We start from the raw sequence: 24,507 nt of genomic DNA, 5'->3' as shown, positions 1-24,507 counted from the left end.
TCATCGCTGACTCCTCTTGAAACGGCGGACGTTGAAGACCATGGCCGGGACGACGAGCAGCAGGAGCAGTACGCCCAGCGCGCTGCCGAGCCCCTGGTTGTTGCCGCCGCCGAACGACACGAGCCACATCTGCGTCGCGAGCACCGTCGCGTCCTCCTGCACCGGCCCGGGCGCGATGATGTAGACGAGGTCGAAGACCTTCATCACGTTGATGACGAGGGTGATGAAGACGACCGTGAGCACCGGTGCCAGCAGGGGCACGGTGATCCGCCGGAAGATCTGCCACTCGTTCGCGCCGTCCATCCGCGCCGCCTCCAGCGCGTCGCGCGGCAGTGACGACAGGCCGGCGCCGATCAGCACCATCGCGAACCCGGTCCAGATCCACAGGTACGCCCCGATGATCGCGGGCGTGACCAGCGCGGGCCCGAGCCAGGAGACGCCCTCGTAGGGCGGCGCGAAGTTCGAGGCGGGCAGCTGGACGGCGTACGAGCCGTCGGCCAGCGACTCGAAGCGGAAGGAGCCGTCGGACGCGGTGGTCGCGGTGGCGACCGTACGTCCGTCGCGCACGGCCTCGACCGTCATTCCGGGCAGCCCGCTCTCGCGCCGGTCCACCCTGCCCTGCTCCCCTCCCCCGCCGGGCGTGAAGTCCAGGTAGACGACACCGCTCACCTCACCGGAGGCCGCCTCGCGCCCGGCCGCGCCGTACGCGGGCTCCGTGCCGGACGGCAGGTCGTCGGGCAGCACGCCCACGAGGCCGAGCGCCACGGTGTCGCCGGGGGACACCCCGGCACTCGTCCGGTACGCGCCGTCCGCCGCCTTGACCAGGCCGCCGTCCTGTCCCTCGCGCGCCCGCGCGGTCGGGTAGGAGGCGGTGTCGGCGAAGGCGTCGTGGACGCCGGTCACGGCGGCGTTGAGGACGCCCTTGTCCGGGTCGTGGTCGTAGGCCAGCCGGAAGATGATGCCGGCGGCGAGGAAGGACACCGCCATCGGCATGAAGAGCAGCAGCTTGAAGGCGGTGGCCCAGCGGACCTTCTCGACCAGGACGGCGAGGATCAGGCCGAGGCCGGTCAGCAGCGTGGGTGCGATCACGACCCAGATCGCGGTGTTGCGGATGGCCTTGAGGGTGGCCGGGTCGCGGAACATCTCGGTGTAGTTCTCGCCGCCCACGAAGCGCGTCCCCGAGGCATCGAAGAAGCTGCGGCCGACGGAGAACAGCACGGGGTAGACGACGAGCGCGCCGAGCAGGAGCAGCGCGGGGAGGACGAAGAGCAGGGCGACGGCCGCCCGGCGCCGCCGGGGGCGACGCAGCGGTGCCGGTCCGGGGGCGGTGGGCGGGCTCGCCTCTTTCACCAGGGTCGAGGTCATGACCGGTCAGCCCTTGTAGGCCTTGGCCGCCGCGGCCTCCAGCTGCGCGGCGGTCGCCTTCGGGTCGGACGGGTCGCGCAGGAAGTCCTGGAGGATCTTCCACTCGCCCGTGCCCTTGGTGCCGCCGAAGGCCGCCGGTGCCTGGTCGGACATGTCGAAGCGGACCGAGTCCCCGGCGTCGACCAGGGACTTGGCGGTGGCCCTGCTGACGTCGTCGCCGTAGGAGGCGAGGTCGAGCTTCTTGTTCGGGGAGAGGAAGCCGCCCGCCTCGGCCCAGACGGCCGCGGCCTCCGGCGTCGCGAGGTACTCCAGGAGCGCCGTGCCGGCCTTGGAGTTCTTGCCGTCCTTGAGGACGACGGCCGCGTCGCCGCCGCTGACCACCGGCGCCTCACCGCCGGCGACCGCGGGGAACGGGAAGAAGTCGGCGTCCTTGCCGATCTCCCTGCCGAACTGGTCCTTGGCCACCCCGGCGACGAAGTCGCCCTCGTAGACCATGCCGGCCTCGGGCTTCGGGCCGAAGACCTTCTCCACGGAGCCCGGGAAGTCGGTGTTCAGGGCGCCCTTCTGGCCGCCCTGGATGAGCTGCTTGTCCTTGAAGAGCTTGCCGAGGGTGGTGAGCGCCTCGACCACGCTTGCGTCGGTCCACTTCAGTTCGTGGGCGGCCAGGGCGTCGTACTTCTCCGGTCCCGCCTGGGAGAGGTAGACGTTCTCGAACCAGTCGGTCAGCGTCCAGCCGTCCTGTCCGGCGACCGAGAAGGCGGCGAGCCCGGAGTCGGAGACGGTCTGCCCGGCCTTCAGCATCTCGTCGTAGCTCTTCGGCGGCTCGACCCCGGCCTGGGCGAGGGCGTCGGGGCTGTACCAGACGGTCGACTTGTGGGCGGCCTTGAAGTAGAGGCCGTAGAGGGTGCCGTCGACGCTGCCGTACGACTTCCAGACGTTCGCGAAGTTGCTGTCCACGGACTGCTGGGCGGTCTTGGACAGCGGCTTCAGCCAGCCCTTCGCGGCGAACTGCTGGAGTACGCCGACCTGCGGGACCATCACGACGTCGGGGGCGTTGCCGCCCTCGATCTTGCTGCCGACGACGGTGGAGACGTTGTCGCCGGTGGAGACGAACGAGGTCTTGGCGCCGGTCTTCTCGGTGAAGGCGTCCAGCACCTTCTGGAAGTTCTCCTGTTCGGTGCCGGACCAGACCCCGGCGACGGTGACGGACTGGCCGCTGAGCGCCTTGTCGCCGCCGCCGGCCGAGACGGGCCCGCCGCCGCCGCAGGCGGTCGCGCCGAGGGCGAGTACGAGGGCGGTGCAGCCGGTGAGCAGGGTGGAACGTCGTCGCATCATCGTTGATGTCCCTTCGAGGGGTGGGCGGAGCGAGGTCAGAGGTCGGCGATCCACCAGGCGGCGGTGGAGCCGGGCAGGGAGCCGGCCGGGCAGGGGCCGCTGCTCAGCAGCGGGGTGCCGGGGACCGGCGCGGGCGTCGGGGCGGTGCCGAAGTTGACGGCGCAGACCAGTCCGTCGCCGCGGACGAACGCGAGGACGCCGGGCGGGGTGTCCAGCCAGCGCAGGGTGCCCTCCCCCAGCTGGGGCAGGTCGCCCCGGAGCTGGAGGCCGTCGCGGTAGAGGTGCCAGAAGGAGCGGGTGTCGGCGAGGGCGCGGTCGGTGGCGTACTCGGCGAAGTACTCCGGCTGCGGCAGCCAGGGCTTGGCGCTCCCGTCACCCGAGGTGAAGCCGAACGGGGACGCCTGTCCCGACCAGGGCAGCGGCACCCGGCACCCGTCGCGGACCCGGGACCGGCTGCCGGTGCGGTGGAAGATCGGGTCGGTGAGCACGTCGTCGGGCAGGTCGACGACCTCGGGCAGGCCCAGTTCCTCGCCCTGGTAGATGTACGCGGCCCCGGGCAGCGCCAGCATCAGCAGGGCGGCGGCGCGGGCGCGGGCGGTGCCGAGTCCGCTGCCGTCGGTGGCGGGGCCGCCGTAGCGGGTGACGGTGCGGACTTGGTCGTGGTTGTTCAGGACCCAGGTGACCGTGGAGCCGGTCCCGGCGATGTCCTGCATGGCCTCGGAGATGACCTTGCGGAACGCGTCGGGGTCCCAGGGGGCGCCGAGCAGGTCGAAGAAGAAGGCCTGGTGGAGTTCGTCGGGGCGGACGTAGCGCGCGTGTTCGCGCGCCGAGGGGACGGACACCTCGCCGACCAGGAGGCGTTCGCGGCCGTCGCGGCCGGCGTACTCCTCGCACACGGCGCGCCACTGGCGCCACACGTCGTGCACCTCGGGCTGGTTCCAGGCGAGCGGGTTGACCGAGTCGCGGGTGCGGGCGTCGGCCTCCGGGTCCGGGGAGTCCGGCAGGTCCGGGTGCTTGTAGAGGCCGGCGGCGACGTCGATGCGGAAGCCGTCGACCCCGCGGTCCAGCCAGAAGCGGAGTATCCGGTCGAACTCGACGGCGACCTCGGGGGTGCGCCAGTTCCAGTCCGGCTGCTCGGGCGTGAACATGTGCAGGTACCACTGGCCGGGCCGGCCGTCGGGCTCCGTCACGCGGGTCCAGGCCGGGCCGCCGAACATGGCGTGCCAGTTGTTGGGCGGCTCGTCGCCGTCCGGGCCGCGGCCGTCGGCGAAGTGGAACCGGGCGCGGGCCGGGCTGCCGGGCCCGGCGGCGAGGGCCTCGCGGAACCACGGGTGCTCGCTCGAGCAGTGGTTGGGGACGATGTCCAGCAGCACCCGGACGCCGAGGCGCCGGGCCGCGGCAACCAGCGCGTCGAACTCGTCGAGGTCGCCGAAGAGCGGGTCGACACCGCGGTAGTCGGCGACGTCGTAGCCGTGGTCGTGCTGCGGCGAGGGGTAGAAGGGGCTCAGCCAGATCCCGTCCACGCCGAGCTTGCGCAGATACGGCAGTCCGGCCCGGACCCCGGCGAGATCGCCGACCCCGTCGCCGGTGCTGTCGAGAAAGCTGCGGACGTAGACCTGGTAGATCACCGCGTCACGCCACCAGTGGTGCCTGTTCACCTCATGGACCCGTCTGTCGAGAGCCGCTGCCGTTGTGCATGCATGTTAGGTAGCGGTGTCGCGAGAGTGTCAACGAAAGAAACAGAAGCTACTGGCCGGTTGTGGGTCCATATCAGGACTTAGCGGCACAGCCGGGGTGCAGATGAGACGCTGGCGTTACCTAACACGTAACTAGAAAGCCTCGGCGCGGAACCCCGCGAAGCTCAGCGGTGGGAGATCGCGGCCAGTTCGCGCGCCAGCCGGCGCACCGCCGCCTCGGGCGTCTGCCGCCCGGTCATCGCGTCGTGCACGACCGCCTGCACGGCCAGGCTGACCTGGTCGTAGCGCGGGCTCTTGGGGCGCGGGGCGGCGGCGAGCACGCTCTCGCGCAGGGTCGGCAGATACGGGAACGCCTCGACGAGCCGGGGGTCCTCGTAGAGGTCGGCCCGCACGGGCGGCAGCGCGCCGCGCGTGAGGACCTGGCGCTGGACGCGCTCGCTGGTCAGGTACGCGATGAGGCGCGCGGCCGAGTCGGGGTGCCGGGCGTGGGTGCCGACGGCGAGGTTGGAGCCGCCCAGGACGCTCGCGCCGGGCCCGTCGGGGCCGGGCAGCGGCACCGCGCCGACCTTTCCGGCGATCTTCGAGTCCTCGGCGGAGGCGCCCACGTAGGCGTAGGGCCAGTTGCGCAGGAAGAGCAGGCGGCCGTCCTGGAAGGCCTGCTTGGACTCCTCCTCCTTGTAGGTCAGCGCGTCCCTGGGTATCCAGCCCTCGCGCACCCCGCGGGCCAGGAACCCGATGCCCTCGCGGGCGGCCGCCGAGTCCACGGTGACGCGTTCGCCCTCGTCGCCGAGGATGCTGCCGCCGGCCGAGTAGACGGCCTCGGCCGCGTTGACGGTGAGGCCCTCGTAGGGCAGGAACTGCCCCGCGTAGCCGTCCAGCCCGTGCTTCGGGGCGAGGGTCTCGGCGTACCGCTCCAGCTCCGCCCAGGTGCGCGGCGGCGGGACGCCCTCGGCGGCGAGGACGTCCTTGCGGTAGAGCAGGAGGCCGGCGTTGGTGACGTACGGGACGGCGTACAGCCGCCCGTCGTAGGTCGCGGTGTCGACGACCGGCGGCAGGAAGGTGCCGAGCGGGAAGCGGTCGCGGGGCAGCGGGCGTATCCAGCCCGCGGCGGCGAACTCGGAGGTCCAGTTGACGTCGATGTTGAGGACGTCGAAGCGGTGCCGGTCGCCGTCGCGCAGGTCGGTGGCCATCTGCGCGCGGGTCTCGTCGGCGGAGTCGGGCAGTTCGACGAGGGTGACCTTCTCGTCGGGATGGTCGCGGTTCCAGCCCTCCAGCAGCGGGCCGAGGTAACCGGTGAGGTCACCGGCGGTGGCCAGGGTGAGCGGCCCCCGCCCGCTCCCGGTACCCACGTCGGCGCGGGCGCCGGAGGCGACGTAGCCGGTCAGGAGCACCACGAGGACGAGAAGGCCCCTACCGGCGGCGTGGATCCACCGCATAGGTTCCTCCCTGTACACCCTCGTACACCGGTCAGGGGCCATGTATACCTGTTAGGTATGCGCGATACTAGGGCCTGGAGCACATGTGACCAGAAGGGAAGGACGGCTGAGTGCGCCTGCACCTTCTGGCCCTTCTGGCCCGCGGACCGGCCCACGGCTACGAGCTGAAGCAGGACCTTGAGCAACTGCTGGGCTCCGCGTACCCTCAGCCGAACGTCGGCCAGATCTACGTCACCCTCGGCCGTCTCGAGAAGACGGGACTGATCGAGGGCGAGGACATCGAGCAGTCGAGCCGGCCCAACAAGAAGGTCTACCACCTCACCGACGCCGGGCGCGACGAGCTGCGGGCCTGGTACGAGGAGACGGCGGACGAGCCGCGGGTGCGGGACGAGTTCTTCATGAAGCTCGCCCTGGCTCCGCAGACGGGGCTCGCCGACCAGGTCGCCCTCATCAACAAGCAGCGGCGGCAGTACCTGAACACGATGCGGCAGCTCTCGAAGCTGGCCGCCGCCGAAGACCGCGACAACCGCGTCGCCCACCTCCTCATCGAGGGCGCGATGCTGCACCTGCAGGCCGACCTCGACTGGCTGGAACGGTGTCAGGAAGAGCTGGAGGAGCTGGAGTGAGCGCTGGGGTCGGCCCCGGGGGCACCTCCGGGGCGAGCGAGGACGAGGCTCCCGTGCTGCGCGCCGAGGGCCTGGTCAAGACGCATCACGGCGAGGGCGCCCCGGCACACGCCGTGCGCGGGGTCGGCCTGTCCGTGCGGCGGGGCGAGTTCGTGGCGATCACCGGGCCGTCCGGCGCGGGGAAGTCGACGCTGCTGCATCTGCTCGGCGGGCTCCAGCGGCCGGACGCCGGGAGCCTCTGGCTGGACGGCGCGTGCACTGACCGGTACAGCGAGGCGCGCTGGGCGGTCGAGCGCAGGAAGCGCATCGGGATCGTCTTCCAGTTCTTCAACCTGGTCTCCGACCTGTCCGTCGCCGACAACGTCGAGCTGCCCGCCCTGCTCGCCGGGCTGCCGCCGAAGCGGGCGCGCGCCGAGCGGGAGGAGCTGCTGGCCGAGCTGGGCCTGGCGGGCAAGGAGCGCAGCATGCCCGGTGAGCTGTCCGGCGGCGAGCAGCAGCGGGTGGCGCTCGCCCGGGCTCTGGTCAACCATCCGCCGCTGCTGCTGGCCGACGAGCCCGCGGGCAGCCTGGACAGCAAGGGCACCCGCGAGGTGATGCGGCTGCTGACCCGCTTCCACCAGCGCGGTCAGACGATCCTGCTGGTCACCCACGACGCACGGCTCGCGAGCGCCGCAGACCGGGTGATCAGCTTCTTCGACGGGCGCATAGCCGACGACGCCGAACTGGACGCCGGCCCGCCGCCGCGCCGCCGGTCCGGCACGTCAGCCGTGCTGGAACTCAAGGACTGACATGCGGGCGTACGACCACCGCGCGCACCGCGCACCGGAGCGCTGAGTGCGAGCCACCCTGCGCCGGGCCCACTCCGATCTGCGCGCGCACCGGGGCGAGGCGCTGTTCCTCGTCCTCGCCACCGCGGGCATCGTCGCCTCGCTGCTGCTGGCCACGGCCCTGTTCGGGTACGCGACGAACCCCTGGCAGCGCGTCTTCACGCAGGCCCGCGGCGCCCACGTCTGGCTGCACACCGACACCGGCGCCGACACCCGCGGGCTGGCCGGTCTGGACGGCGTCCGGACCGTCGCCGGCCCCTACCCCACCGAGTCCACGACCGTCGCCGTGCGCGGCACCCGCGCCTCCGTCGAGCTGCGCGGCACCGCCGGGCAACCCGACGTGGGGCGGCCGCTGCTCACCGCGGGGCGCTGGCTCGACCAGTCGGATCCCGACGGGGTGGTCCTGGAGAGCCGTCTGGCCCGCGCGCTGCTGGCCCAGCCCGGGGACACCCTCACCCTGCCGGGTACGCCCCGGGCCCTGACGGTGCTCGGCATCGCCGACAGCCCCGAGCGCCGCTACCGGCCGGGCGAGCAGCCGGGCCTGGTGTGGGCGCCCCCGGGCGGGGTGGCCGACCCGGGCGGCCAGGTGGTCGGGCTGCGGCTGACCGACCCCGGAGACACGGACTACGTGGTGCAGCGCGCGGTGACCGCGCTGGGCGCCGGGGCGATCGGGCAGGTCTCCACCTGGGAGCAGGCCCGGGCGGAGGCGCAGGGCGACAACCGGCTGCTCGGCCAGGTCCTCGGCCTGTTCGGGCTGGGCGCGCTGCTCGCCGCGGGGCTCGCCGTGCACGGGGCGATCGGCACCCGGATCCGGGGCCATCTGCGGGACATCTCCGTGCTGAAGGCGATCGGCTTCACCCCGGGCCAGGTCGTCCGGGTCTTCCTGCTCCAGCACCTCGCCTACGCCCTGCTCGGGGCGGTGGCCGCCGCCGCGCTCACCCAGGCCCTCGGCAGCCTTGTCCCCGGGCGGCTGGGCGACGCGGTCGGCGTGTGGCAGGGGCTGCCCGGACACACCGTCGCCCTGTTCGCCGTACCGGCGGGTGCGGTCCTGTTCATCGGCGCCACCACCGGGCTGGCGGCCTGGCGCGCGGGCCGGGTGCCACCGGTTCCGGTGCCCCGTCCGGCGGCGGCCCGGGGCGGCGGACTGTCGGGCGCGGCCCGGCGCGCCCTGGGGCTGCGCGGATTCAGGGTGCGCGGGATGCCGGGGCGTACGGGTCCGTTCGACATCCGCGTGCCGCCCGCGCTCGTCCTCGGCTGGCACAAGGCGTTCACCCGGCGCCCCCGCTCACTCGCCACGGTCGCCCGCCTCACCCTGCCGCTGCTGCTGATCGTGGTGGCGATGAGCGCGTGGACCACCATCGACCGCTTCCACAGCGAGCCGGAGCAGATCGGGCTGCCGGCCGCCCTGTCCGTCCGCTCCGACGCCGGCCTCGGCGACCGCTCCACCCGTGCGCTGCTGGAGCGCGACCCGGAGGTGTCCGCCGCCTATCCGGGTGTCGAGGTGGCCGCCCTGGTGCCGGGCCAGACCGCGACCATCGCGCTGCGCGGACTCGGCACCCGCGAGGACCCCTACCCGTACGCCCTGGCCGACGGCCGCCGCGCGCAGGGCCCGGACGAGGCGGTGGCCGGGCAGGGGCTGCTCGACCTGCTGGAGGTGGAGGTCGGCGACTGGGTGCGGATGACCGTCGGCGACCAGCCGCAGATCCTGCACATCGTGGGCCGCAGCATCGAGCCGGAGAACGCCGGCCGGGTGATCTCCACCTCCCTGGACGCCCTCAGGGAGAACGACCCGCGGCTGAACCCGACCTTCTACCAGGTGCGCCTGGACCCCGGCGCGGACCCGGACGACGTGGCCCGGCGGCTGGCCGATGCCGGAGCGGGCCGGCTCGACGTGCACGCCGCGGCGAACCCCGCCGAGGGGCTCTCCCCGCTGCGCGGGGTCGTCCTCGGGCTGATCGCCGTGCTCGCCCTGATCGGGCTGATCGAACTGCTCACCGCGATCGGCGGTACCGTCCGCGAGAGCGAACGGGACCTGCTCGCGCTCAAGGCGATCGGCCTGTCCCCGCGCCAGATCACCGGCATCACCGTCGCGGCCGCCGGGTACACCGCGTTGGCGGCCGTGCTCCTCGCCACCGCCCTCGGGCTGCCGCTGGCGCACTGGCTGATCGACGCCCAGGGTGCCTCCAGCGGCATCGGCGCGGGGATCGCCCGGTCCCCCTCCCCCGCGTTCCTGGCGCTCCTCGGCACGGCGGCCGTGCTCGGTGCCGCCGCCCTGGCCGCCGTACCGTCGGCCCGGGCGGCCCGCAGACGCCTGGCGGACACGTTGAGCGCGGTGGCCTGACCGGGTCGGGCCACCCGCACCGTGCTCACCGCCGGCCGCGCAGCTCCCGGTAGGCCGCGACCAGCGCCTTCGTGGAGGCGTCGAGACCGGGCACCTCCGCCCCTTCCGTGAGCGCCGGCTCGACCCGCTTGGCCAGCACCTTGCCGAGTTCGACACCCCACTGGTCGAAGGAGTCGACGTTCCAGACGGCGCCCTGCACGAACACCTTGTGCTCGTAGAGCGCGACGAGCTGCCCGAGCACCGACGGGGTCAGTTCCCGCGCGAGGATCGTGGTCGTCGGACGGTCGCCCCCGAACGTCTTGTGCGGGACCAGTTCTTCCGGCACTCCCTCGGCGCGCACCTCGTCGGCCGTCTTGCCGAAGGCGAGGGCCTGGGTCTGGGCGAAGAAGTTGGCCATCAGCAGGTCGTGCTGGGCCTTCAGCCCGTCGCTCAGCTCGCCGACCGGACGGGCGAAGCCGATGAAGTCCGCCGGGATGAGCTTGGTGCCCTGGTGGATCAGCTGGTAGTAGGCGTGCTGCCCGTTGGTGCCGGGCGTGCCCCAGACCACCGGCCCGGTCTGCCACTCCACCTCGCGGCCCTCGCGGTCGACGGACTTGCCGTTGGACTCCATGTCGAGCTGCTGGAGATAGGCGGTGAACTTCGACAGGTAGTGCGAGTACGGCAGCACCGCGTGCGACTGCGCGTCGTGGAAGTTGCCGTACCAGATGCCCAGCAGGCCCATCAGCAAGGGCACGTTGGCTTCGGCGGGCGCGGTGCGGAAGTGGTCGTCGACGATGCGGAAGCCGTCGAGCATCTCTCTGAAGCGGTCCGGGCCGATGGCGATCATCAGGGACAGCCCGATCGCCGAGTCGTAGGAGTACCGGCCGCCGACCCAGTCCCAGAACTCGAACATGTTGGCCGTGTCGATGCCGAAGCCGGAGACCTTCTCCGCGTTCGTCGACAGCGCCACGAAGTGCTTCGCGACCGCCTTCTCGTCGCCGTCGTAGGCGTCGAGCAGCCAGGAGCGCGCCGAGGTCGCGTTCGTGATCGTCTCGATCGTGGTGAACGTCTTGGACGCCACGATGAACAGCGTCTCGGCCGGGTCCAGGTCCCGCACCGCCTCGTGCAGGTCGGCGCCGTCCACGTTGGACACGAACCGGAAGGTCAGCGAGCGGTCGGTGAAGGCCCGCAGTGCCTCGTACGCCATCGCCGGACCGAGGTCGGAGCCGCCGATGCCGATGTTGACGACGTTGCGGATGCGTCGGCCGCTGTGACCGGTCCACTCGCCCGAACGCACCCTGTCGGAGAAGGCGGCCATCCTGTCGAGGACGGCGTGCACCTTCGGCACGACGTTCTCGCCGTCCACCTCGACCACCGCGTCCCGCGGGGCGCGCAGCGCGGTGTGCAGGACCGCCCGGTCCTCGGTGATGTTGATCCGCTCGCCGCGGAACATGGCGTCGCGCAGCCCGAACACGCCGGTGGCCGCGGCCAGTTGGCGCAGCAGCCGGAGCGTCTCGTCGGTGACCAGGTGCTTCGAGTGGTCGACGTACAGGTCCCCCACCCGCAGCGACCAGTCCGTGCCACGCTCCGGGTCCGCGGCGAACAGCTCGCGCAGCCGCACGTCACCGAGTTGCTCGCGATGCTTCGCCAGCGCGGTCCATTCGGGGGTCTGGTCGAGCCTGGTACGGCCGTCTGCGTTCATGTCGGTCTTCAGCCTTCTTCCTCAGGTGTCCCAGCTGTCCCGGCTGTTCCAACCTAATGGAGCAGAGGTGAAGGCGACCGACGGAGACGGAACTCCGGCAGTTACTAGATCTCGCCCCGCAGTTTGGCGAGCGCCTCGGCGAGGATCGCCTCGCCGTCCGCGTCGCTGCGGCGTTCGCGCACGTACGCCAGGTGCGTCTTGTAGGGCTCGGTGCGCGGCGGGTCCGGCGGGTTGTCCCGGTCCTGTCCGGCGGGGAAGCCGCAGCGCGGGCAGTCCCAGGTCTCGGGGACCTGGGCGTCGCTCGCGAAGCTCGGCTGAGTCTCGTGTCCGTTGGAGCACCAGAAGGAGATGCGCAGACGCGGCGCGGACTCGCCGCGCTCGGCCTCGCCCATCGGCCCCGCCCCGACCCGGCTTCCCCGGATCGCGTTGCCACTTGCCACGGTCGTAACTCCCTGCGTGATGGTGCCGCAAAGCGAGTCGGCGTTCGCTTCGCTGCGAGCGCCTCAGTCTACGTAAGGCCCAACGCGCGTCCAGTGATTGGAGTTACAAGCTCCGGCGCACAGACGCAAGCCCCATGATAGGCGGCGCGGTGAAGCGCGTACCGGACATGGGGCTTTACGTGTACAAGTGCGTGAGGTGTCAGTTGTTCGCCTTCATGAGCAGGCCGAGCACCAGGATGCACGCGAACCACGCCAGACCGACCACCACGGTGATCCGGTCGAGGTTGCGCTCGGCGACGGAGGATCCGCCGACGGACGACTGCATGCCGCCACCGAACATGTCGGAGAGGCCGCCGCCCTTCCCCTTGTGCATCAGCACCAGCAGCATCAGCAGCAGGCTGAAGACGATCAGGGCGATCGAGAACCCCATAACCACGGCTGGACCAACTTCCTCGGCTTCGGATGAACGGCGGGGGCAGGGTGACAGCAGGCCACCATGCCCCCGCAAGGGTACGACGTATCGCCGCTACCGCATACTCACTGGTCGACCTACTGGTCGCGGAAGCGGACGATCTTGACGAACTCGTCCGAGTCCAGCGAGGCGCCGCCGACCAGGGCGCCGTCGATGTCGGCCTGCGCCATGATCTCGGCGACGTTGCCGGACTTGACCGAGCCGCCGTACTGGATGCGGACCTTGTCGGCCAGCTCCTGCGTGTACAGCTCGGCGAGCTTGCCGCGGATCGCCGCGCAGACCTCCTGGGCGTCGTCGGCGCCGCAGACCTTGCCGGTGCCGATGGCCCAGACGGGCTCGTAGGCGATCACGATCGACTCGGCCTGCTCGGCCGGGAGGTCCTTGAGCCCGCCCTCGACCTGGGCGAGGGTGTGGGCGACGTGGTTGCCCGCCTCGCGGACCTCCAGCTCCTCGCCGACGCACATGATCGGGGTCAGGCCGTGCTTGTAGGCCGCCTTGACCTTGGCGTTGACCTGCTCGTCGGTCTCGGCGTGGTACTGCCGGCGCTCGGAGTGGCCGATCGCCACGTAGGTGCAGCGCAGCTTGGCCAGCATCGCGCCGGAGATCTCGCCGGTGTAGGCGCCGCCGTCGTGGGCGGAGACGTCCTGGGCGCCGTACTTGACCTTGAGCTTGTCGTGCTCGACCAGGGTCTGCACGGAGCGCAGGTCGGTGAAGGGCACGAGGACGGCGACCTCGACGGCGTCGTAGTCCTTGTCCGCGAGGGCGAAGGCGAGCTTCTGGACGTGGGCGATGGCCTCGAGGTGGTTGAGGTTCATCTTCCAGTTGCCCGCCATCAGCGGCGTGCGTCCGGACGGATTGGATGCCATTGCGGGTCAGTCCTCCAGTGCGGCGAGGCCGGGGAGCGTCTTGCCCTCGAGGTATTCGAGGGAGGCGCCGCCGCCGGTCGAGATGTGGCCGAAAGCGTTCTCGTCGAAACCGAGCGTCCGCACGGCCGCGGCGGAGTCGCCGCCGCCGACCACGGTGAAGCCCGGGGCGTCGAGAAGCGCCTGGGCGACCGTCTTGGTGCCCTCGGCGTAGTCGGGGTGCTCGAAGACGCCCATGGGCCCGTTCCAGAAGACGGTGGCGGCGTCGGCGAGCTTGGACGCGTACAGCTTGCGGGACTCGGGGCCGATGTCCAGCCCCATCCGGTCCGCCGGGACGGCGTCCGCGGCGACGGTGTCGGGGTGGGTCGGCGCCTTCGCCTTGAGGTCGGGGAATTCGGGCGCGACCACGACGTCGACGGGGAGGACCAGCTCGACGCCGGTCTTCTCCGCGCGCTCGATGTACTCCTTCACGGCCGGGATCTGGTCCTCCTGGAGGAGGGAGATGCCGACCTCGTAGCCCTTGGCCTTGAGGAAGGTGTAGGCCATGCCGCCGCCGATGAGGAGCCGGTCGGCCTTGCCGAGCAGCTCGTCGATGACCGCGAGCTTGTCCGAGACCTTGGCGCCGCCGAGGGCGACCACGTACGGGCGCCGGACGTCGTCGGTGAGCTTCTTGAGGACGCCGACCTCGGTGGCGATCAGGTAGCCGGCGTAGTGCGGCAGCCGCTTGGGGAGGTCGAAGACCGAGGCGTGCTTGCGGTGCACGGCGCCGAAGCCGTCGCCCACGTAGACGTCGGCGAGGCCGGCCAGCCGGTCGGCGAAGGCGGCGCGCTCGGCGTCGTCCTTGCTGGTCTCACCGGCGTTGAAGCGCAGGTTCTCCAGCACCGCGACGCCGCCGTCGGCGAGGCCGGACACGGCGGCCTCCGCGGAGGTGCCGACGGTGTCCTCGGCGAAGGCGACGTCGGCGCCGATCAGCTCACCGAGGCGGGCGGCGGCCGGGGCCAGCGAGTAGACGGGGTCCGGGGCGCCCTTGGGGCGGCCCAGGTGCGAGGCGACGATCACGCGCGCGCCCGCGTCCGCCAGGGCCCTGACGGTGGGCACCACGGCGCGGATGCGGCCGTCGTCGGTGATGGTGGTGCCGTCCAGCGGCACGTTGAGGTCAGCGCGGACGAATACGCGCTTGCCCGCGACGCCTTCGGAGAGCAGTTCGTCGATCGTCTTCAAGAAAGCTCCTGGGTTCTCGGATCGCTCGTGATCCTACGAGGGCCGGTCACCGCGGACGCGACGCAGGGCCCGGACGGCGCGACGTTGCGCTGCCCGAGCCCTGCTACCGCATGCGAGGTGCCTGCTGAGTCTGAGTCGCTCAGAGCTGCTCGCCGACGAAGACCGTGAGGTCGACGAGGCGGTTCGAGTAGCCCCACTCGTTGTCGTACCAGCCGAGGATCTTCACCGACTTGCCCTCCTGGACCATGGTCAGGGAGGAGTCGAAGGTGCAGGACGCCGGGTCGCCGACGATGTCCGAGGAGACGATCGCGTCCTCGGTGTAGAACAGGACGCCCTTGAGGTCGCCGTCGTCGGCGGCCTTCTTGAACGCGGCGTTGACCTCGTCCTTGGTGACCTCGCGCTGGAGCTCCACGACCAGGTCGGTGGCCGAGCCGGTGGGGACCGGGACGCGCATCGCGATGCCGTCCAGCTTGCCCTTGAGCTGCGGGAGGACCAGCGCGGTGGCCTTGGCGGCACCCGTGGTCGTCGGGATGATGTTCTCCGCGGCGGCGCGGGCGCGGCGCAGGTCCTTGTGCGGGAAGTCCAGGATGCGCTGGTCGTTGGTGTACGCGTGGACCGTCGTCATCAGGCCCTTGACGATGCCGAAGTTCTCGTCGAGGACCTTGGCCATCGGCGCCACACAGTTGGTGGTGCAGGAGGCGTTGGAGATGACGTGGTGGTTCGCCGGGTCGTACTTGTCCTGGTTGACGCCCATCACGATGGTGATGTCCTCGTCCTTGGCCGGAGCCGAGATGAGGACCTTCTTGGCGCCACCGGCGATGTGCTTCTCGGCGTCGGCCTTCTTGGTGAAGATGCCGGTCGACTCGATCACGACGTCGACGCCCAGCTCACCCCACGGGATGTCGGCCGGGTTGCGCTCGGACAGGACCTTGATGGTCTTGCCGTCGACGGTGATGGTGTCCTCGGTGTGTGTGACCTCCTGCTTGAGGCGGCCGAGGATGGTGTCGTACTTCAGCAGGTGGGCGGTGGTCGCGGTGTCACCCAGGTCGTTGACAGCCACGATCTCGATGTCTGCACCCTGCTCCAGCAGCGCGCGGAAGTAGTTACGACCGATGCGGCCAAAGCCGTTGATGCCTACGCGGATCGTCACGAACCGATCTCCTCGTTGGTACGCCGGCCCGATGTGCCGGCGAGCTGTATTTGGGATGTCCCCGACCACCCCCGACCCTACCTCTCCGAGGCTTGCGGGGTGACATCGAGACGCCCCATACCCGGCACGGCGGTCCGTACCCGCCAGTAGGGGTACGGACCGCCGTGCGGTACGGGGACCGATCACCCGATTTCGTTACACCGTCCGGTCCCCGCCTGGCCCGGATTCACTCGTCCAGGGCACGCAGCGCCTGCCGGACCAGAGCCGCCCGTGCGGCCGGCTCGGTGAGGTGCTCCAGGCCGAAACCCAGCAGCACGGTGTCGTCCGTGGTGACCGCGCCGTACGTCTGGAACAGGGTCCCGGTGCGGGTCCAGTCCTTCAGGACGGCGGGGCTTCCGGCGGGCGGTCCGGCGACCCGCCAGGCACCCAGCGAGGTCTCGAAGCCCTCGGTGCCGGTGGCCGTGGAACCGACGACCAGCGAGGCCTCGTCGGCGAGGACGCCTCGGCCGCCGCTGCCGGGGTCGGTGACGTAGGCGATCGACAGCTCCACGGACTTGCCGGCGTAGGCGCTCAGGTCGAACTCGACCTGCCGCCAGCCCCCGGAGGCCCCGGTGAGGCTGTTCCACTGCCCGGTGGTGCCGGTCGCGGTGCAGCCGTCGTCGGACAGGGTGAGGTAGTGCTCCAGCCAGGGGTGCCCGCCGATGTAGAAGCCGGCCCCGCACTCCGCGGGCACGGCCGTGCCGGTGGCGCCGCCGGCCTCGGGGAGCGTGGTCCAGTCGTCGGCGCCGGTGGTGTGCGCCTCGACCAGGGCGTGGTCGTAGCCGCGTTCGGTGTCCCACAGCAGCTGGGTGCGGAGCGTGGGGCGGTCGGCGGCGGTGACACCGGTGAGGTCGACGGTGCGGGTGAGGCGCTTGTAGGCGTCGTCGGTGTGGACGGCGGCCGCCATCCACGCGCCCGCGTAGGGCCCGTACGGGTTGACCGTCCCGGCGAACTGTCCGGCGCCCTCGCTCGCGAACTGCGGATAGGTGTCGGCGGGCAGCTCGTCCGAGGTGACGCTGTAGGTTCCGGCGGCGTCCAGCGGGTTGCCGGGCGCGGCCCCGAATGTGCCGGTGGCTCCGTCGAGCCGCCCGGTGCCGGTGAACCCGGTGGCGCCGGTGGTCGAGGTGCGGGTGTAGGCGCCCAGGTAGTACTGGCTGAAGTCGTCGGAGAGGCTGCCGCCGCCGAGGTCGACGTCCCCGCCCGCCTGCTCGCCCGCCTCGATCAGCCGGCCGCCCTCGTTGAGGAAGGCGCGCAGCTGGAGCTGGGTGGCGTTGCCGGGCACCGCGGCGCCCGTGTAGTGGACGACGGTGTCGAAGTGCCCGAGGACGCCGAGCGCGTCGGGCGCGCCCTGCGTGGCGACGTCCCAGACGGCGGCCCGCTTGCCGCTCGCCTTGAGGGCGTCGACGTAGGTCCGGGTCTGCGTGGCCTTCGCGCCTTCCTCGGCGACGACGAGGACGTCCGCGCCGGGCCGCTCCGCGACCTTGTACGTGAAGTGCTCGCTCGCGGTGCGCTTGCCGCCCTTGGTCTCGCCGGTGAACCAGACCTCGACCCGGTCGCCGCGTTCGCCGTGGCGGATCTTGGCGCGGTACTCGTCGAAGTAGAGGTTGTCCTCACCTCCGTACGTCTCGCCGCCCCGCCAGGGCTTCAGCCGCACGTCGTGGGTGCGTCCGCCGTTGACGCGGTACTTCAGTTCCTTGTCGCGCACGGACTTGCGGGCGACGACGGAGACCTCCTGGCCGGCGCCGCGCGCGTAGGACGTGGTGAAGGCATCCGGGGTGAAGTCGGGGGCGTCGAGGCCGACCGAGGAGGAGGGCCGGTCCGGGTGGGCGGCGCTCTCGGCCACGGAGAGCGCGAAGGGGATGTTCTTCGCGAACTCCTGCTGGATCAGCTTCTCGTCGTCGGGGAAGTTGAAGCCCGACTGGCAGTCGGCCGCGTTCCACTCGTCGTCGGGGTCCTGCTCGGAGACCGTCTGGCAGGTCGACATCTCCGGGGTGAACATCGCCGTGCCGTTGACGTTGGCGGCGTGTCCGTCCGCCTCGCCGTTGGTGGTGTACAGCTCCGAGGAGACCTGCGGGTGGTAGCCCGGGATCGCGGAGTTCTCGGGCGTGCCGGCCAGCGCCTTGTAGAGGACGTCGTCCGGCGTGTCGGTGGCCACCTGCCAGCCGACGCCGTAGAGGAGCAGCTCGGCGGCGGAGTGGTAGTTGATGCCGTACGTGAAGCCGATCCGCTTCTGGAAGCGGTCCAGGGCCTTGGTCTCGGGCTCGGAGTTCGGGCCGGCACCCCGGTAGGTCTGGCTGGTGGGGTTGGGGGACGAGCCCTCGTCGTCGTAGCCCCACTTGTAGGCGAAGTTGCGGTTGAGGTCGACGCCGTCGCCGGCGCCGAGGGCGCCGTCGCCGTTGTTGTCGCGCAGGTTCTTGCGCCACAGGCGGTTGTCGGTGTCCTCGAACGTGTAGTCGTAGCCGTCCGGGTTGGCCGACAGCAGGAACCACAGCTCGGTGGAGTCGACCAGCTTCCTGATCCGCCGGTCCTCGTCGTACTTGTCCAGGTAGTGGTGCATCAGCCGCCGGGTCATCTCCGGGGTGATCCACTCGCGCGCGTGCTGGTTGGACATGTAGAGGACGGAGGGCTTGGAGCCGTCCTTGGACTGCTTCGCGTTCTTGGTGAGCTTGAGCGCGAGGATGTCCTGGCCGTTCACCGTCCTGCCGATGGAGACGACCTTGGTGAGGCGGGGGTTCTGCCGGGCGGTGCGCAGGATCTCCTCGCGGAGGCCGCCGCTGCCGCTGTACGGGCGGAAGACGCCGTCGCCGGCGTCCTCGACGCGCTTCTCGGCCCGGCTGGAAAGGGAGTGCTCGGTGAGGTCGACGCCCTGTTTCTCCAGTTTGCCGGCCTGCTGATCGGTGAGGTACACCTCCACGGTGGCGGTGCCCCGGTCGGGGACCCGCTCGGTGAGTTCGTGGCCGTCCTGTCCGGCGGCCAGCAGCAGGGGCACCTGCTCCTGGGTGACGTCGGCCCGGAAGACCTTCACCTCGTCCGCGTCCGGGGTCTCCGGGCTCGCGGGTTGTGCCTGGGCGACGGGTGCGAAGCCCGCTCCGCCGATCAGGAGCGCGCCGACGGCGAGGATCGATCTCGCTCTTCGTCTCATGAACCCCCCTAGATGGGGCCTGTCTGACAGGCCTGGTTCAGCCACAGTGGCGAACAGATGCCAGGCTCATGACAGCTCATGATCGAGTCAAGGGCGCGACAAAGACACGCGAAAGCCGGTGCGGGTCACCCAAGTGGGCGCCCGCACCGGCTTGTTGACGGCTTCTGTGCGGCGGTGTGTGCGGCCGCGTCGGCGCGTGTGCGGCGGTGTGTACGACGGGCCGGCGCGTGTTCGGTCAGCCGACGAGGTTGTCCGCCAGCTCCTCCTCACCGAGGTTGGCGTCCGTGCCGGGGATGCCGAGGTCCGAGGCCCGCTTGTCGGCCATGGCGAGCAGGCGGCGGATGCGGCCCGCGACGGCGTCCTTGGTCAGCGGCGGGTCCGCGAGGGCGCCCAGCTCCTCCAGGGAGGCCTGCTTGTGCTCCATCCGGAGCCGGCCGGCGGCCGCGAGGTGCTCCGGCACGTCGTCGGCGAGGATCTCCAGGGCCCGCTGGACCCGGGCGCCCGCGGCGACGGCCGCGCGGGCCGAGCGGCGCAGGTTGGCGTCGTCGAAGTTGGCGAGGCGGTTGGCGGTGGCGCGGACCTCGCGGCGCAGCCGCCGCTCCTCCCAGGCCAGCACCGAGTCGTGGGCGCCGAGCCTGGTGAGCAGGGCGCCGATCGCGTCGCCGTCGCGGACGACGACGCGGTCCACGCCGCGCACCTCGCGGGCCTTGGCGGGGATCGAGAGCCGGCGGGCGGCGCCGACCAGGGCGAGCGCGGCCTCGGGACCCGGGCAGGTCACCTCCAGGGAGGAGGAACGGCCGGGCTCGGTGAGCGAGCCGTGCGCCAGGAAGGCACCGCGCCAGGCGGCCTCGGCGTCGCAGGTGGCCCCCGAGACCACCTGCGGCGGCAGGCCGCGGATGGGGCGGCCCCGCCCGTCCACCAGGCCGGTCTGCCGGGCCAGCTGGTCACCGCCCGCGACCACCCGGACGACGTAACGCGAGCCGCGCCTTAGCCCGCCCGGAGCCATCACGATCAGCTCCGAGCTGTGGCCGAAGATCTCCAGGATGTCCTGCTTCAGCCTGCGGGCCGCCCGCGCCGTGTCCAGCTCCGCCTCGATCACGATGCGCCCGCTCACCAGGTGAAGGCCGCCGGCGAACCGCAGGATGGCGGATACCTCCGCCTTTCTGCAGCAGGTCCGGGTGACGGGGAGCCGGGAGATCTCGTCCTTCACCGCTGCCGTCATCGCCATGGGCCGATCCTTCCATGCATCCGAAAAATACGGTCGTACGCGGCGGCCAGCAGCTCCGGGTCGTGCCTCGGGGTCCCGTCGGTCCGGGCGACCGGAGCCAGTTCGACCGCGGCGCCGAACCGTTTCGCGGCGTCGGTGAGCGAGTCACGGTCGGGCACGGCGGCCTCGTCGGCCAGCACCACGTCCAGGGCGAGTTTAGGGGCGTGTCGTCCCAAAACCTCCAAATGACGCTGCGGAGAGAACCCCTCGGTTTCTCCGGGCTGGGGGGCGAGGTTCAGGGAGAGGACCCGGCGGGCCTTCGTCTCGGCCAGTGCGTCCAGCAGATCCGGCACGAGCAGGTGCGGGATGACCGAGGAGAACCAGGAGCCCGGACCGAGCACGACCCAGTCGGCGTCCAGGACGGCGTCGACCGCCTCGGGGACGGCCGGCGGGGCGCCCGGCACCAGGTGCACGGACTGCACCTCACCGGGCGTGAGCGCCACCGTCGCCTGCCCCCGGACGGTGTCCACCTCGTCCGGGCGGCCGGGGTCGTGTCCCCGGACCAGGGCCTGCAGCTCCAGCGGGACGGCGGACATGGGCAGCACCCGCCCGTGCGCGCCGAGCAGCTTGCCGACCAGGTCCAGCGCCTGGACGTGGTCGCCGAGCTGCTCCCACAGGGCGACGATCAGCAGATTGCCGACCGCGTGTTCGTGCAGGTCGCCCTGGGACTGGAAGCGGTGCTGGATGACGCGGGCCCAGGTCTGGCCCCAGTCGTCGTCGCCGCACAGCGCGGCCAGCGCCTTGCGCAGGTCGCCGGGGGGCAGCACGCCCAGCTCGTCGCGCAGGCGCCCGCTGGAGCCGCCGTCGTCGGCCACGGTGACGACGGCGGTCAGGTCGCCGGTGATCCGGCGCAGTGCGGCGAGCGAGGCGGACAGTCCCATGCCGCCGCCGAGGGCGACGACCTTGGGCTGGGCGCCCCGGCGGCGCGGTCTGCCGCCGCGCGCCTGTTCGGGCCGGGCGGCGCGGGTCTCGGCGGGCCTGCCGCCGCGCCCCTCGGGCACCACCCGGCGCAGCCTGCTCAGCCGCGGAGTACGTCCAGTCATTCCCGTCCCATGTCCCGGTGGACGACCACCGTCTCCACGCCCTCGGCGGCGAGCCGGGCGGCGAGCTTCTCCGACATGGCCACGGACCGGTGCTTGCCGCCCGTGCAGCCGACGGCGACGGTCACATAGCGCTTGCCCTCCCGACGGTAGCCCGCGGCGATCAGCTGGAGCAGCTCGGCGTAGCGGTCGAGGAACTCCTTGGCGCCCGGCTGGTTGAGGACGTACGAGGACACCTCCTCGTTCAGGCCGGTGAAGGGGCGCAGCTCCGGGACCCAGTGCGGGTTGGGCAGGAAGCGCATGTCCACGACCAGGTCGGCGTCGACCGGGAGGCCGTACTTGAAGCCGAAGGACATGACGGTGGCCCGCAGCTCGGGCTCCTCCTCACCGGCGAACTGGGCGTCCATCTTGGCGCGCAGCTCGTGCACGTTGAGGCTGGAGGTGTCGATCACCAGGTCGGCGTCGCCGCGCAGCTCGCGCAGGAGCTGCCGCTCGGCGGCGATGCCGTCGACGATGCGGCCGTCGCCCTGGAGGGGGTGCGGGCGGCGCACCGACTCGAAGCGGCGCACCAGCGCGTCGTCGGAGGACTCCAGGAAGACGATCCGCCGGGTGACCCCGCGGGTGTCGAGGTCCGCGAGGGATTCGCGCAGGTTGTCGAAGAAGCGCCGGCCGCGGACGTCGACGACGACCGCGATCCGGGCCACGTTGCCCTGCGAGCGGGCGCCGAGCTCCACCATGGTGGGGATCAGCGCGGGCGGCAGGTTGTCGACGACGAACCAGCCGAGGTCCTCCAGACACTTGGCGGCCGTCGAGCGGCCGGCTCCGGACATGCCGGAGATGATCACCAGCTCGGGGATGGCCGCCTCGTGCGCCCCGGCTGTTTCCTTGCCCGTACTCACCTGTGCTCCGTCGTCCTGGCCCGGTCCGGGGCCGGCCGTCTGCGGGCCGGCTTCCTCGCCGGTCGTGCGGTGGGTCTGTTCTCGTCCGGCTGTGGGCCGTGCCTCGTGCTCGGTCATCTCTCCTGCCCCCGTCGTTCGTCCGGGGTGCCCGCGGACACGGGCTCCCCCGGGGCGTCCGCCGTCGTCTCGGGCGCCCCGTCCTCGTCATCCATGATCTCTCCGGTCGCCGTGTTGACGGCGGGCGCGGCCGGGGTGGCCCGGGCGAGGGCCACGGCGACCGTCTCGGCCGTCTTCCGGCCTATGCCGGGCACCTCGCAGATCTGGTCGATCGTCGCCGACCGCAGCTTCTTCACCGAACCGAAGTGCTTGATCAGCGCCTGCTTACGGGTCTCCCCCAGGCCCGGCACCTCGTCCAGCGGGCTGGAGCGGAAGCGTTTGGCACGCTTGGTGCGCTGATAGGTGATCGCGAAGCGGTGGGCCTCGTCGCGGACCCGCTGGAGCAGGTACAGGCCCTCGCTGGTGCGCGGCAGGACGACCGGGTCGTCCTCGCGGGGCAGCCAGACCTCCTCCAGCCGCTTGGCGAGGCCGCAGACGGCGATGTCGTCGATGCCGAGCTCGTCCAGAGCCCGCTGGGCGGCCGCCACCTGCGGCTGTCCGCCGTCGACGACGACGAGCTGCGGCGGGTAGGCGAAGCGCTTGGGGCGGCCGTCGTCGTCCTTGAGGGCAGGCCCGTCCGTGAGGACGAGGTCGTCGTCGGCGTCGCGGGGCGTGGCGTGGGGGGCGGGCGCGGTGCCGTGGCCGGGCGTGGCGTCGTGGCCGGGTGCGCTGCCGTGGCCGGGACCGGCGTCGTCGTCGGGTGCGCTGCCGTGGCCGGGCCCGGCGTCGTGGCCGGGTGCGGTGCCGTGGCCGGGAGTCTCGCCGTTGGTGGTGGCCGTCGTGACGCCGTCGTCCTCCCCGTCCGTCCACTCGCCGGTCCGCTCCTTCTCGGCGAGATAGCGGCGGAAGCGGCGGGTGATGACCTCGTGCATGGAACGGACGTCGTCCTGTCCCCGGAAGCCCTTGATCTGGAAGCGGCGGTATTCGCTCTTCCGGGCCAGTCCGTCCTCGAAGACGACCATGGAGGCCACGACGTCGTCGCCCTGGAGGTGGGAGATGTCGTAGCACTCGATCCGCAGCGGGGCGCTGTCGAGATCCAGGGCGTCGGCGATCTCCTCCAGGGCGCGCGAACGCGTCGTCAGGTCGGAGGCGCGCTTGGTCTTGTGCAGGACGAGTGCCTGCTGGGCGTTGCGCTGGACGGTCTCCATCAGGGCCTTCTTGTCGCCGCGCTGCGGGATGCGCAGCGACACGCCCGAACCCCGGCGGTCGGTCAGCCACTGCTGGACCGGCTCCACCGGATCGGGCAGGGCGGGGACCAGGACCTCCTTGGGCACGGCGTCCCCGCTCTCCTCCCCGTACAACTGCTGGAGGGCGTGTTCCACGAGCGCGCCGGTGGTGATCTCCTCCACCTTGTCGGTGACCCAGCCGCGCTGTCCGCGCACGCGTCCGCCGCGCACGTGGAAGATCTGGACGGCGGCCTCCAGCTCGTCCTCCGCGACCGCGATCAGGTCGGCGTCGGTGGCGTCGGCGAGCACGACCGCGCTCTTCTCCATGGCCTTCCTGAGCGCCCCGATGTCGTCGCGCAGGCGCGCCGCCCGCTCGTACTCCATGTCCTCGGCCGCCTCGCCCATCTTCCGCTCCAGACGGCGCAGATAGGTGCCGGTGCGGCCGGCCATGAAGTCGCAGAACTCCTCGGCCAGCTCCTGGTGGTCCTCGGCGGAGATCCGCTCCACGCAGGGGGCGGAGCACTTGCCGATGTAGCCGAGCAGACAGGGGCGGCCGGTACGGGCGGCGTTCTTGAAGACACCGGCGGAGCAGGTGCGCACCGGGAAGACGCGCAACAGGAGGTCGACCGTGTCGCGGATCGCCCAGGCGTGCCCGTACGGCCCGAAGTAGCGCACGCCCTTCTTCTTGTGGCCGCGCATCACCTGGACGCGCGGGAACTCCTCGTTCATCGTCACCGCGAGGTACGGATAGCTCTTGTCGTCGCGGTATTTGACGTTGAACCGGGGGTCGTACTCCTTGATCCAGGAGTACTCCAGCTGGAGCGCCTCGACCTCCGTGGACACCACGGTCCACTCCACGGACGCGGCCGTGGTGACCATGGTGCGGGTGCGGGGGTGGAGGTTCGCCAGGTCCTGGAAGTAGTTCGCCAGGCGCTGGCGCAGGCTCTTCGCCTTTCCGACGTAGATCACCCGGCGGTGCTCGTCACGGAACCTGTACACCCCCGGGGAGTCCGGGATCTCACCCGGCCTGGGGCGGTAGCTGGAGGGGTCGGCCATGACTCACACCCTACTGGCGAGGGCCGACACTCCGGCGGGGCTGTGGACGACGGGGCCGACCCCTGTGGACGGCCGCCGGGAAAGCCCGGGGAGGACGGTCCGGGGCCGGCCGGTCACGCCGCGTGCCCTCGGGGCGGCGGGGCCGTGCGTTCTCGGCCAGGAGTGCGTGACGGTCGGGCGTCAGGTGTTGTCGGGACTAGGTCAACACGCTTCAATGCGGGGGGACTCGGGGCCCTGAAGCACGGCGTACGGATGTGAAGACCGATGCGCCGCGACCGGGGGAAGGGC

18 protein-coding genes are annotated in these 24,507 nt (G+C 71.7%); 3 read left to right on the top strand and 15 right to left on the bottom strand.

What is annotated here, in order from left to right; translation table 11 throughout:
• The 4 genes from ACGF3J_RS28190 to ACGF3J_RS28175 form a co-directional block, all read right to left on the bottom strand.
• Window positions 1-1,365 carry an ABC transporter permease subunit gene (locus tag ACGF3J_RS28190; protein ID WP_393855018.1) on the bottom strand — a complete coding sequence of 455 codons (1,365 nt, stop codon included), beginning with the start codon at window positions 1,363-1,365 and terminating at the stop codon, window positions 1-3.
• 6 nt (window positions 1,366-1,371) lie between these two features.
• Entirely contained in the window at window positions 1,372-2,700 is a 1,329-nt protein-coding gene (locus tag ACGF3J_RS28185) for an ABC transporter substrate-binding protein (RefSeq protein ID WP_393855017.1), read from the bottom strand.
• A 35-nt stretch (window positions 2,701-2,735) separates the two neighbouring features.
• Complete coding sequence (locus tag ACGF3J_RS28180; protein WP_393855016.1) at window positions 2,736-4,358, bottom strand: glycoside hydrolase family 13 protein; 1,623 nt, start codon at window positions 4,356-4,358, stop codon at window positions 2,736-2,738.
• A gap of 203 nt (window positions 4,359-4,561) precedes the next feature.
• Window positions 4,562-5,833, bottom strand: a complete 1,272-nt coding sequence (locus ACGF3J_RS28175; RefSeq protein WP_161332841.1) for an ABC transporter substrate-binding protein — start codon at window positions 5,831-5,833, stop codon at window positions 4,562-4,564.
• 110 nt (window positions 5,834-5,943) lie between these two features.
• Between ACGF3J_RS28175 and ACGF3J_RS28170 the strand changes: the two genes are divergently transcribed.
• The 3 genes from ACGF3J_RS28170 to ACGF3J_RS28160 are packed head-to-tail and all read left to right on the top strand — an operon-like array spanning window position 5,944 to window position 9,627.
• Window positions 5,944-6,459 (top strand): PadR family transcriptional regulator, encoded by a 516-nt coding sequence (locus ACGF3J_RS28170; protein WP_122614869.1) that lies wholly within the window; start codon window positions 5,944-5,946, stop codon window positions 6,457-6,459.
• The gene (locus tag ACGF3J_RS28165) at window positions 6,456-7,247 is read left to right on the top strand and encodes an ABC transporter ATP-binding protein (protein WP_393855015.1); all 792 of its coding nucleotides are present in this window, start codon (window positions 6,456-6,458) and stop codon (window positions 7,245-7,247) included. The genes ACGF3J_RS28170 and ACGF3J_RS28165 overlap by 4 nt, the downstream gene beginning before the upstream one ends.
• 46 nt (window positions 7,248-7,293) lie before the next feature.
• Window positions 7,294-9,627, top strand: coding sequence for an FtsX-like permease family protein (locus ACGF3J_RS28160; protein ID WP_393855014.1), 2,334 nt, complete (start codon window positions 7,294-7,296; stop codon window positions 9,625-9,627).
• Window positions 9,628-9,652: 25 nt separating this feature from the next.
• Here the strand turns inward: ACGF3J_RS28160 and pgi are convergent, their stop codons facing one another.
• From pgi to uvrC, 11 genes are all read right to left on the bottom strand, one after another.
• Window positions 9,653-11,308 carry a glucose-6-phosphate isomerase gene (gene pgi / locus ACGF3J_RS28155; protein WP_393855013.1) on the bottom strand — a complete coding sequence of 552 codons (1,656 nt, stop codon included), beginning with the start codon at window positions 11,306-11,308 and terminating at the stop codon, window positions 9,653-9,655.
• A gap of 104 nt (window positions 11,309-11,412) precedes the next feature.
• Entirely contained in the window at window positions 11,413-11,748 is a 336-nt protein-coding gene (locus tag ACGF3J_RS28150; protein WP_003976875.1) for an RNA polymerase-binding protein RbpA, read from the bottom strand.
• 199 nt (window positions 11,749-11,947) lie between these two features.
• Entirely contained in the window at window positions 11,948-12,178 is a 231-nt protein-coding gene (gene secG, locus ACGF3J_RS28145; protein ID WP_185832380.1) for a preprotein translocase subunit SecG, read from the bottom strand.
• Window positions 12,179-12,297: 119 nt separating this feature from the next.
• Window positions 12,298-13,053 carry a triose-phosphate isomerase gene (tpiA, locus tag ACGF3J_RS28140; RefSeq protein ID WP_393855062.1) on the bottom strand — a complete coding sequence of 252 codons (756 nt, stop codon included), beginning with the start codon at window positions 13,051-13,053 and terminating at the stop codon, window positions 12,298-12,300.
• Between the two features lie 39 nt (window positions 13,054-13,092).
• The gene (locus ACGF3J_RS28135) at window positions 13,093-14,304 is read right to left on the bottom strand and encodes a phosphoglycerate kinase (RefSeq protein WP_161329819.1); all 1,212 of its coding nucleotides are present in this window, start codon (window positions 14,302-14,304) and stop codon (window positions 13,093-13,095) included.
• A 139-nt stretch (window positions 14,305-14,443) separates the two neighbouring features.
• Complete coding sequence (gene gap / locus ACGF3J_RS28130; protein ID WP_122615080.1) at window positions 14,444-15,454, bottom strand: type I glyceraldehyde-3-phosphate dehydrogenase; 1,011 nt, start codon at window positions 15,452-15,454, stop codon at window positions 14,444-14,446.
• 226 nt (window positions 15,455-15,680) lie between these two features.
• Window positions 15,681-18,635, bottom strand: coding sequence for a M14 family metallopeptidase (locus tag ACGF3J_RS28125; protein ID WP_161329818.1), 2,955 nt, complete (start codon window positions 18,633-18,635; stop codon window positions 15,681-15,683).
• A gap of 235 nt (window positions 18,636-18,870) precedes the next feature.
• A complete protein-coding gene (whiA, locus tag ACGF3J_RS28120) occupies window positions 18,871-19,863 on the bottom strand; it encodes a DNA-binding protein WhiA (protein WP_122615079.1) in 993 nt (330 codons plus the stop codon).
• A complete protein-coding gene (gene yvcK, locus ACGF3J_RS28115; RefSeq protein ID WP_161327443.1) occupies window positions 19,854-20,945 on the bottom strand; it encodes a uridine diphosphate-N-acetylglucosamine-binding protein YvcK in 1,092 nt (363 codons plus the stop codon). Before yvcK ends, whiA begins: the two co-directional genes overlap by 10 nt.
• Complete coding sequence (gene rapZ, locus ACGF3J_RS28110) at window positions 20,942-21,958, bottom strand: RNase adapter RapZ (RefSeq protein ID WP_161327442.1); 1,017 nt, start codon at window positions 21,956-21,958, stop codon at window positions 20,942-20,944. Before rapZ ends, yvcK begins: the two co-directional genes overlap by 4 nt.
• Window positions 21,955-24,219, bottom strand: a complete 2,265-nt coding sequence (uvrC, locus tag ACGF3J_RS28105; protein ID WP_161327441.1) for an excinuclease ABC subunit UvrC — start codon at window positions 24,217-24,219, stop codon at window positions 21,955-21,957. The genes rapZ and uvrC overlap by 4 nt, the downstream gene beginning before the upstream one ends.
• Between the last annotated feature and the right edge of the window lie 288 nt (window positions 24,220-24,507).

It is taken from the genome of Streptomyces sp. NPDC048171 (assembly GCF_043202655.1).
Taxonomy (GTDB): Bacteria; Actinomycetota; Actinomycetes; order Streptomycetales; family Streptomycetaceae; genus Streptomyces.
This window is presented reverse-complemented; position numbering and strand designations above follow the sequence as displayed.

What these genes read in the sequence shown, in the direction of transcription:
- ACGF3J_RS28190 (WP_393855018.1), bottom strand. Translation starts at nt 1,365, where the DNA reads ATGACCTCGACCCTGGTGAAAGAGGCGAGCCCGCCCACCGCCCCCGGA.
- ACGF3J_RS28185 (WP_393855017.1), bottom strand. Translation starts at nt 2,700, where the DNA reads ATGATGCGACGACGTTCCACCCTGCTCACCGGCTGCACCGCCCTCGTA.
- ACGF3J_RS28175 (WP_161332841.1), bottom strand. Translation starts at nt 5,833, where the DNA reads ATGCGGTGGATCCACGCCGCCGGTAGGGGCCTTCTCGTCCTCGTGGTG.
- pgi (WP_393855013.1), bottom strand. Translation starts at nt 11,308, where the DNA reads ATGAACGCAGACGGCCGTACCAGGCTCGACCAGACCCCCGAATGGACC.
- secG (WP_185832380.1), bottom strand. Translation starts at nt 12,178, where the DNA reads ATGGGGTTCTCGATCGCCCTGATCGTCTTCAGCCTGCTGCTGATGCTG.
- tpiA (WP_393855062.1), bottom strand. Translation starts at nt 13,053, where the DNA reads ATGGCGGGCAACTGGAAGATGAACCTCAACCACCTCGAGGCCATCGCC.
- ACGF3J_RS28125 (WP_161329818.1), bottom strand. Translation starts at nt 18,635, where the DNA reads ATGAGACGAAGAGCGAGATCGATCCTCGCCGTCGGCGCGCTCCTGATC.
- whiA (WP_122615079.1), bottom strand. Translation starts at nt 19,863, where the DNA reads ATGGCGATGACGGCAGCGGTGAAGGACGAGATCTCCCGGCTCCCCGTC.
- yvcK (WP_161327443.1), bottom strand. Translation starts at nt 20,945, where the DNA reads ATGACTGGACGTACTCCGCGGCTGAGCAGGCTGCGCCGGGTGGTGCCC.
- rapZ (WP_161327442.1), bottom strand. Translation starts at nt 21,958, where the DNA reads ATGACCGAGCACGAGGCACGGCCCACAGCCGGACGAGAACAGACCCAC.
- uvrC (WP_161327441.1), bottom strand. Translation starts at nt 24,219, where the DNA reads ATGGCCGACCCCTCCAGCTACCGCCCCAGGCCGGGTGAGATCCCGGAC.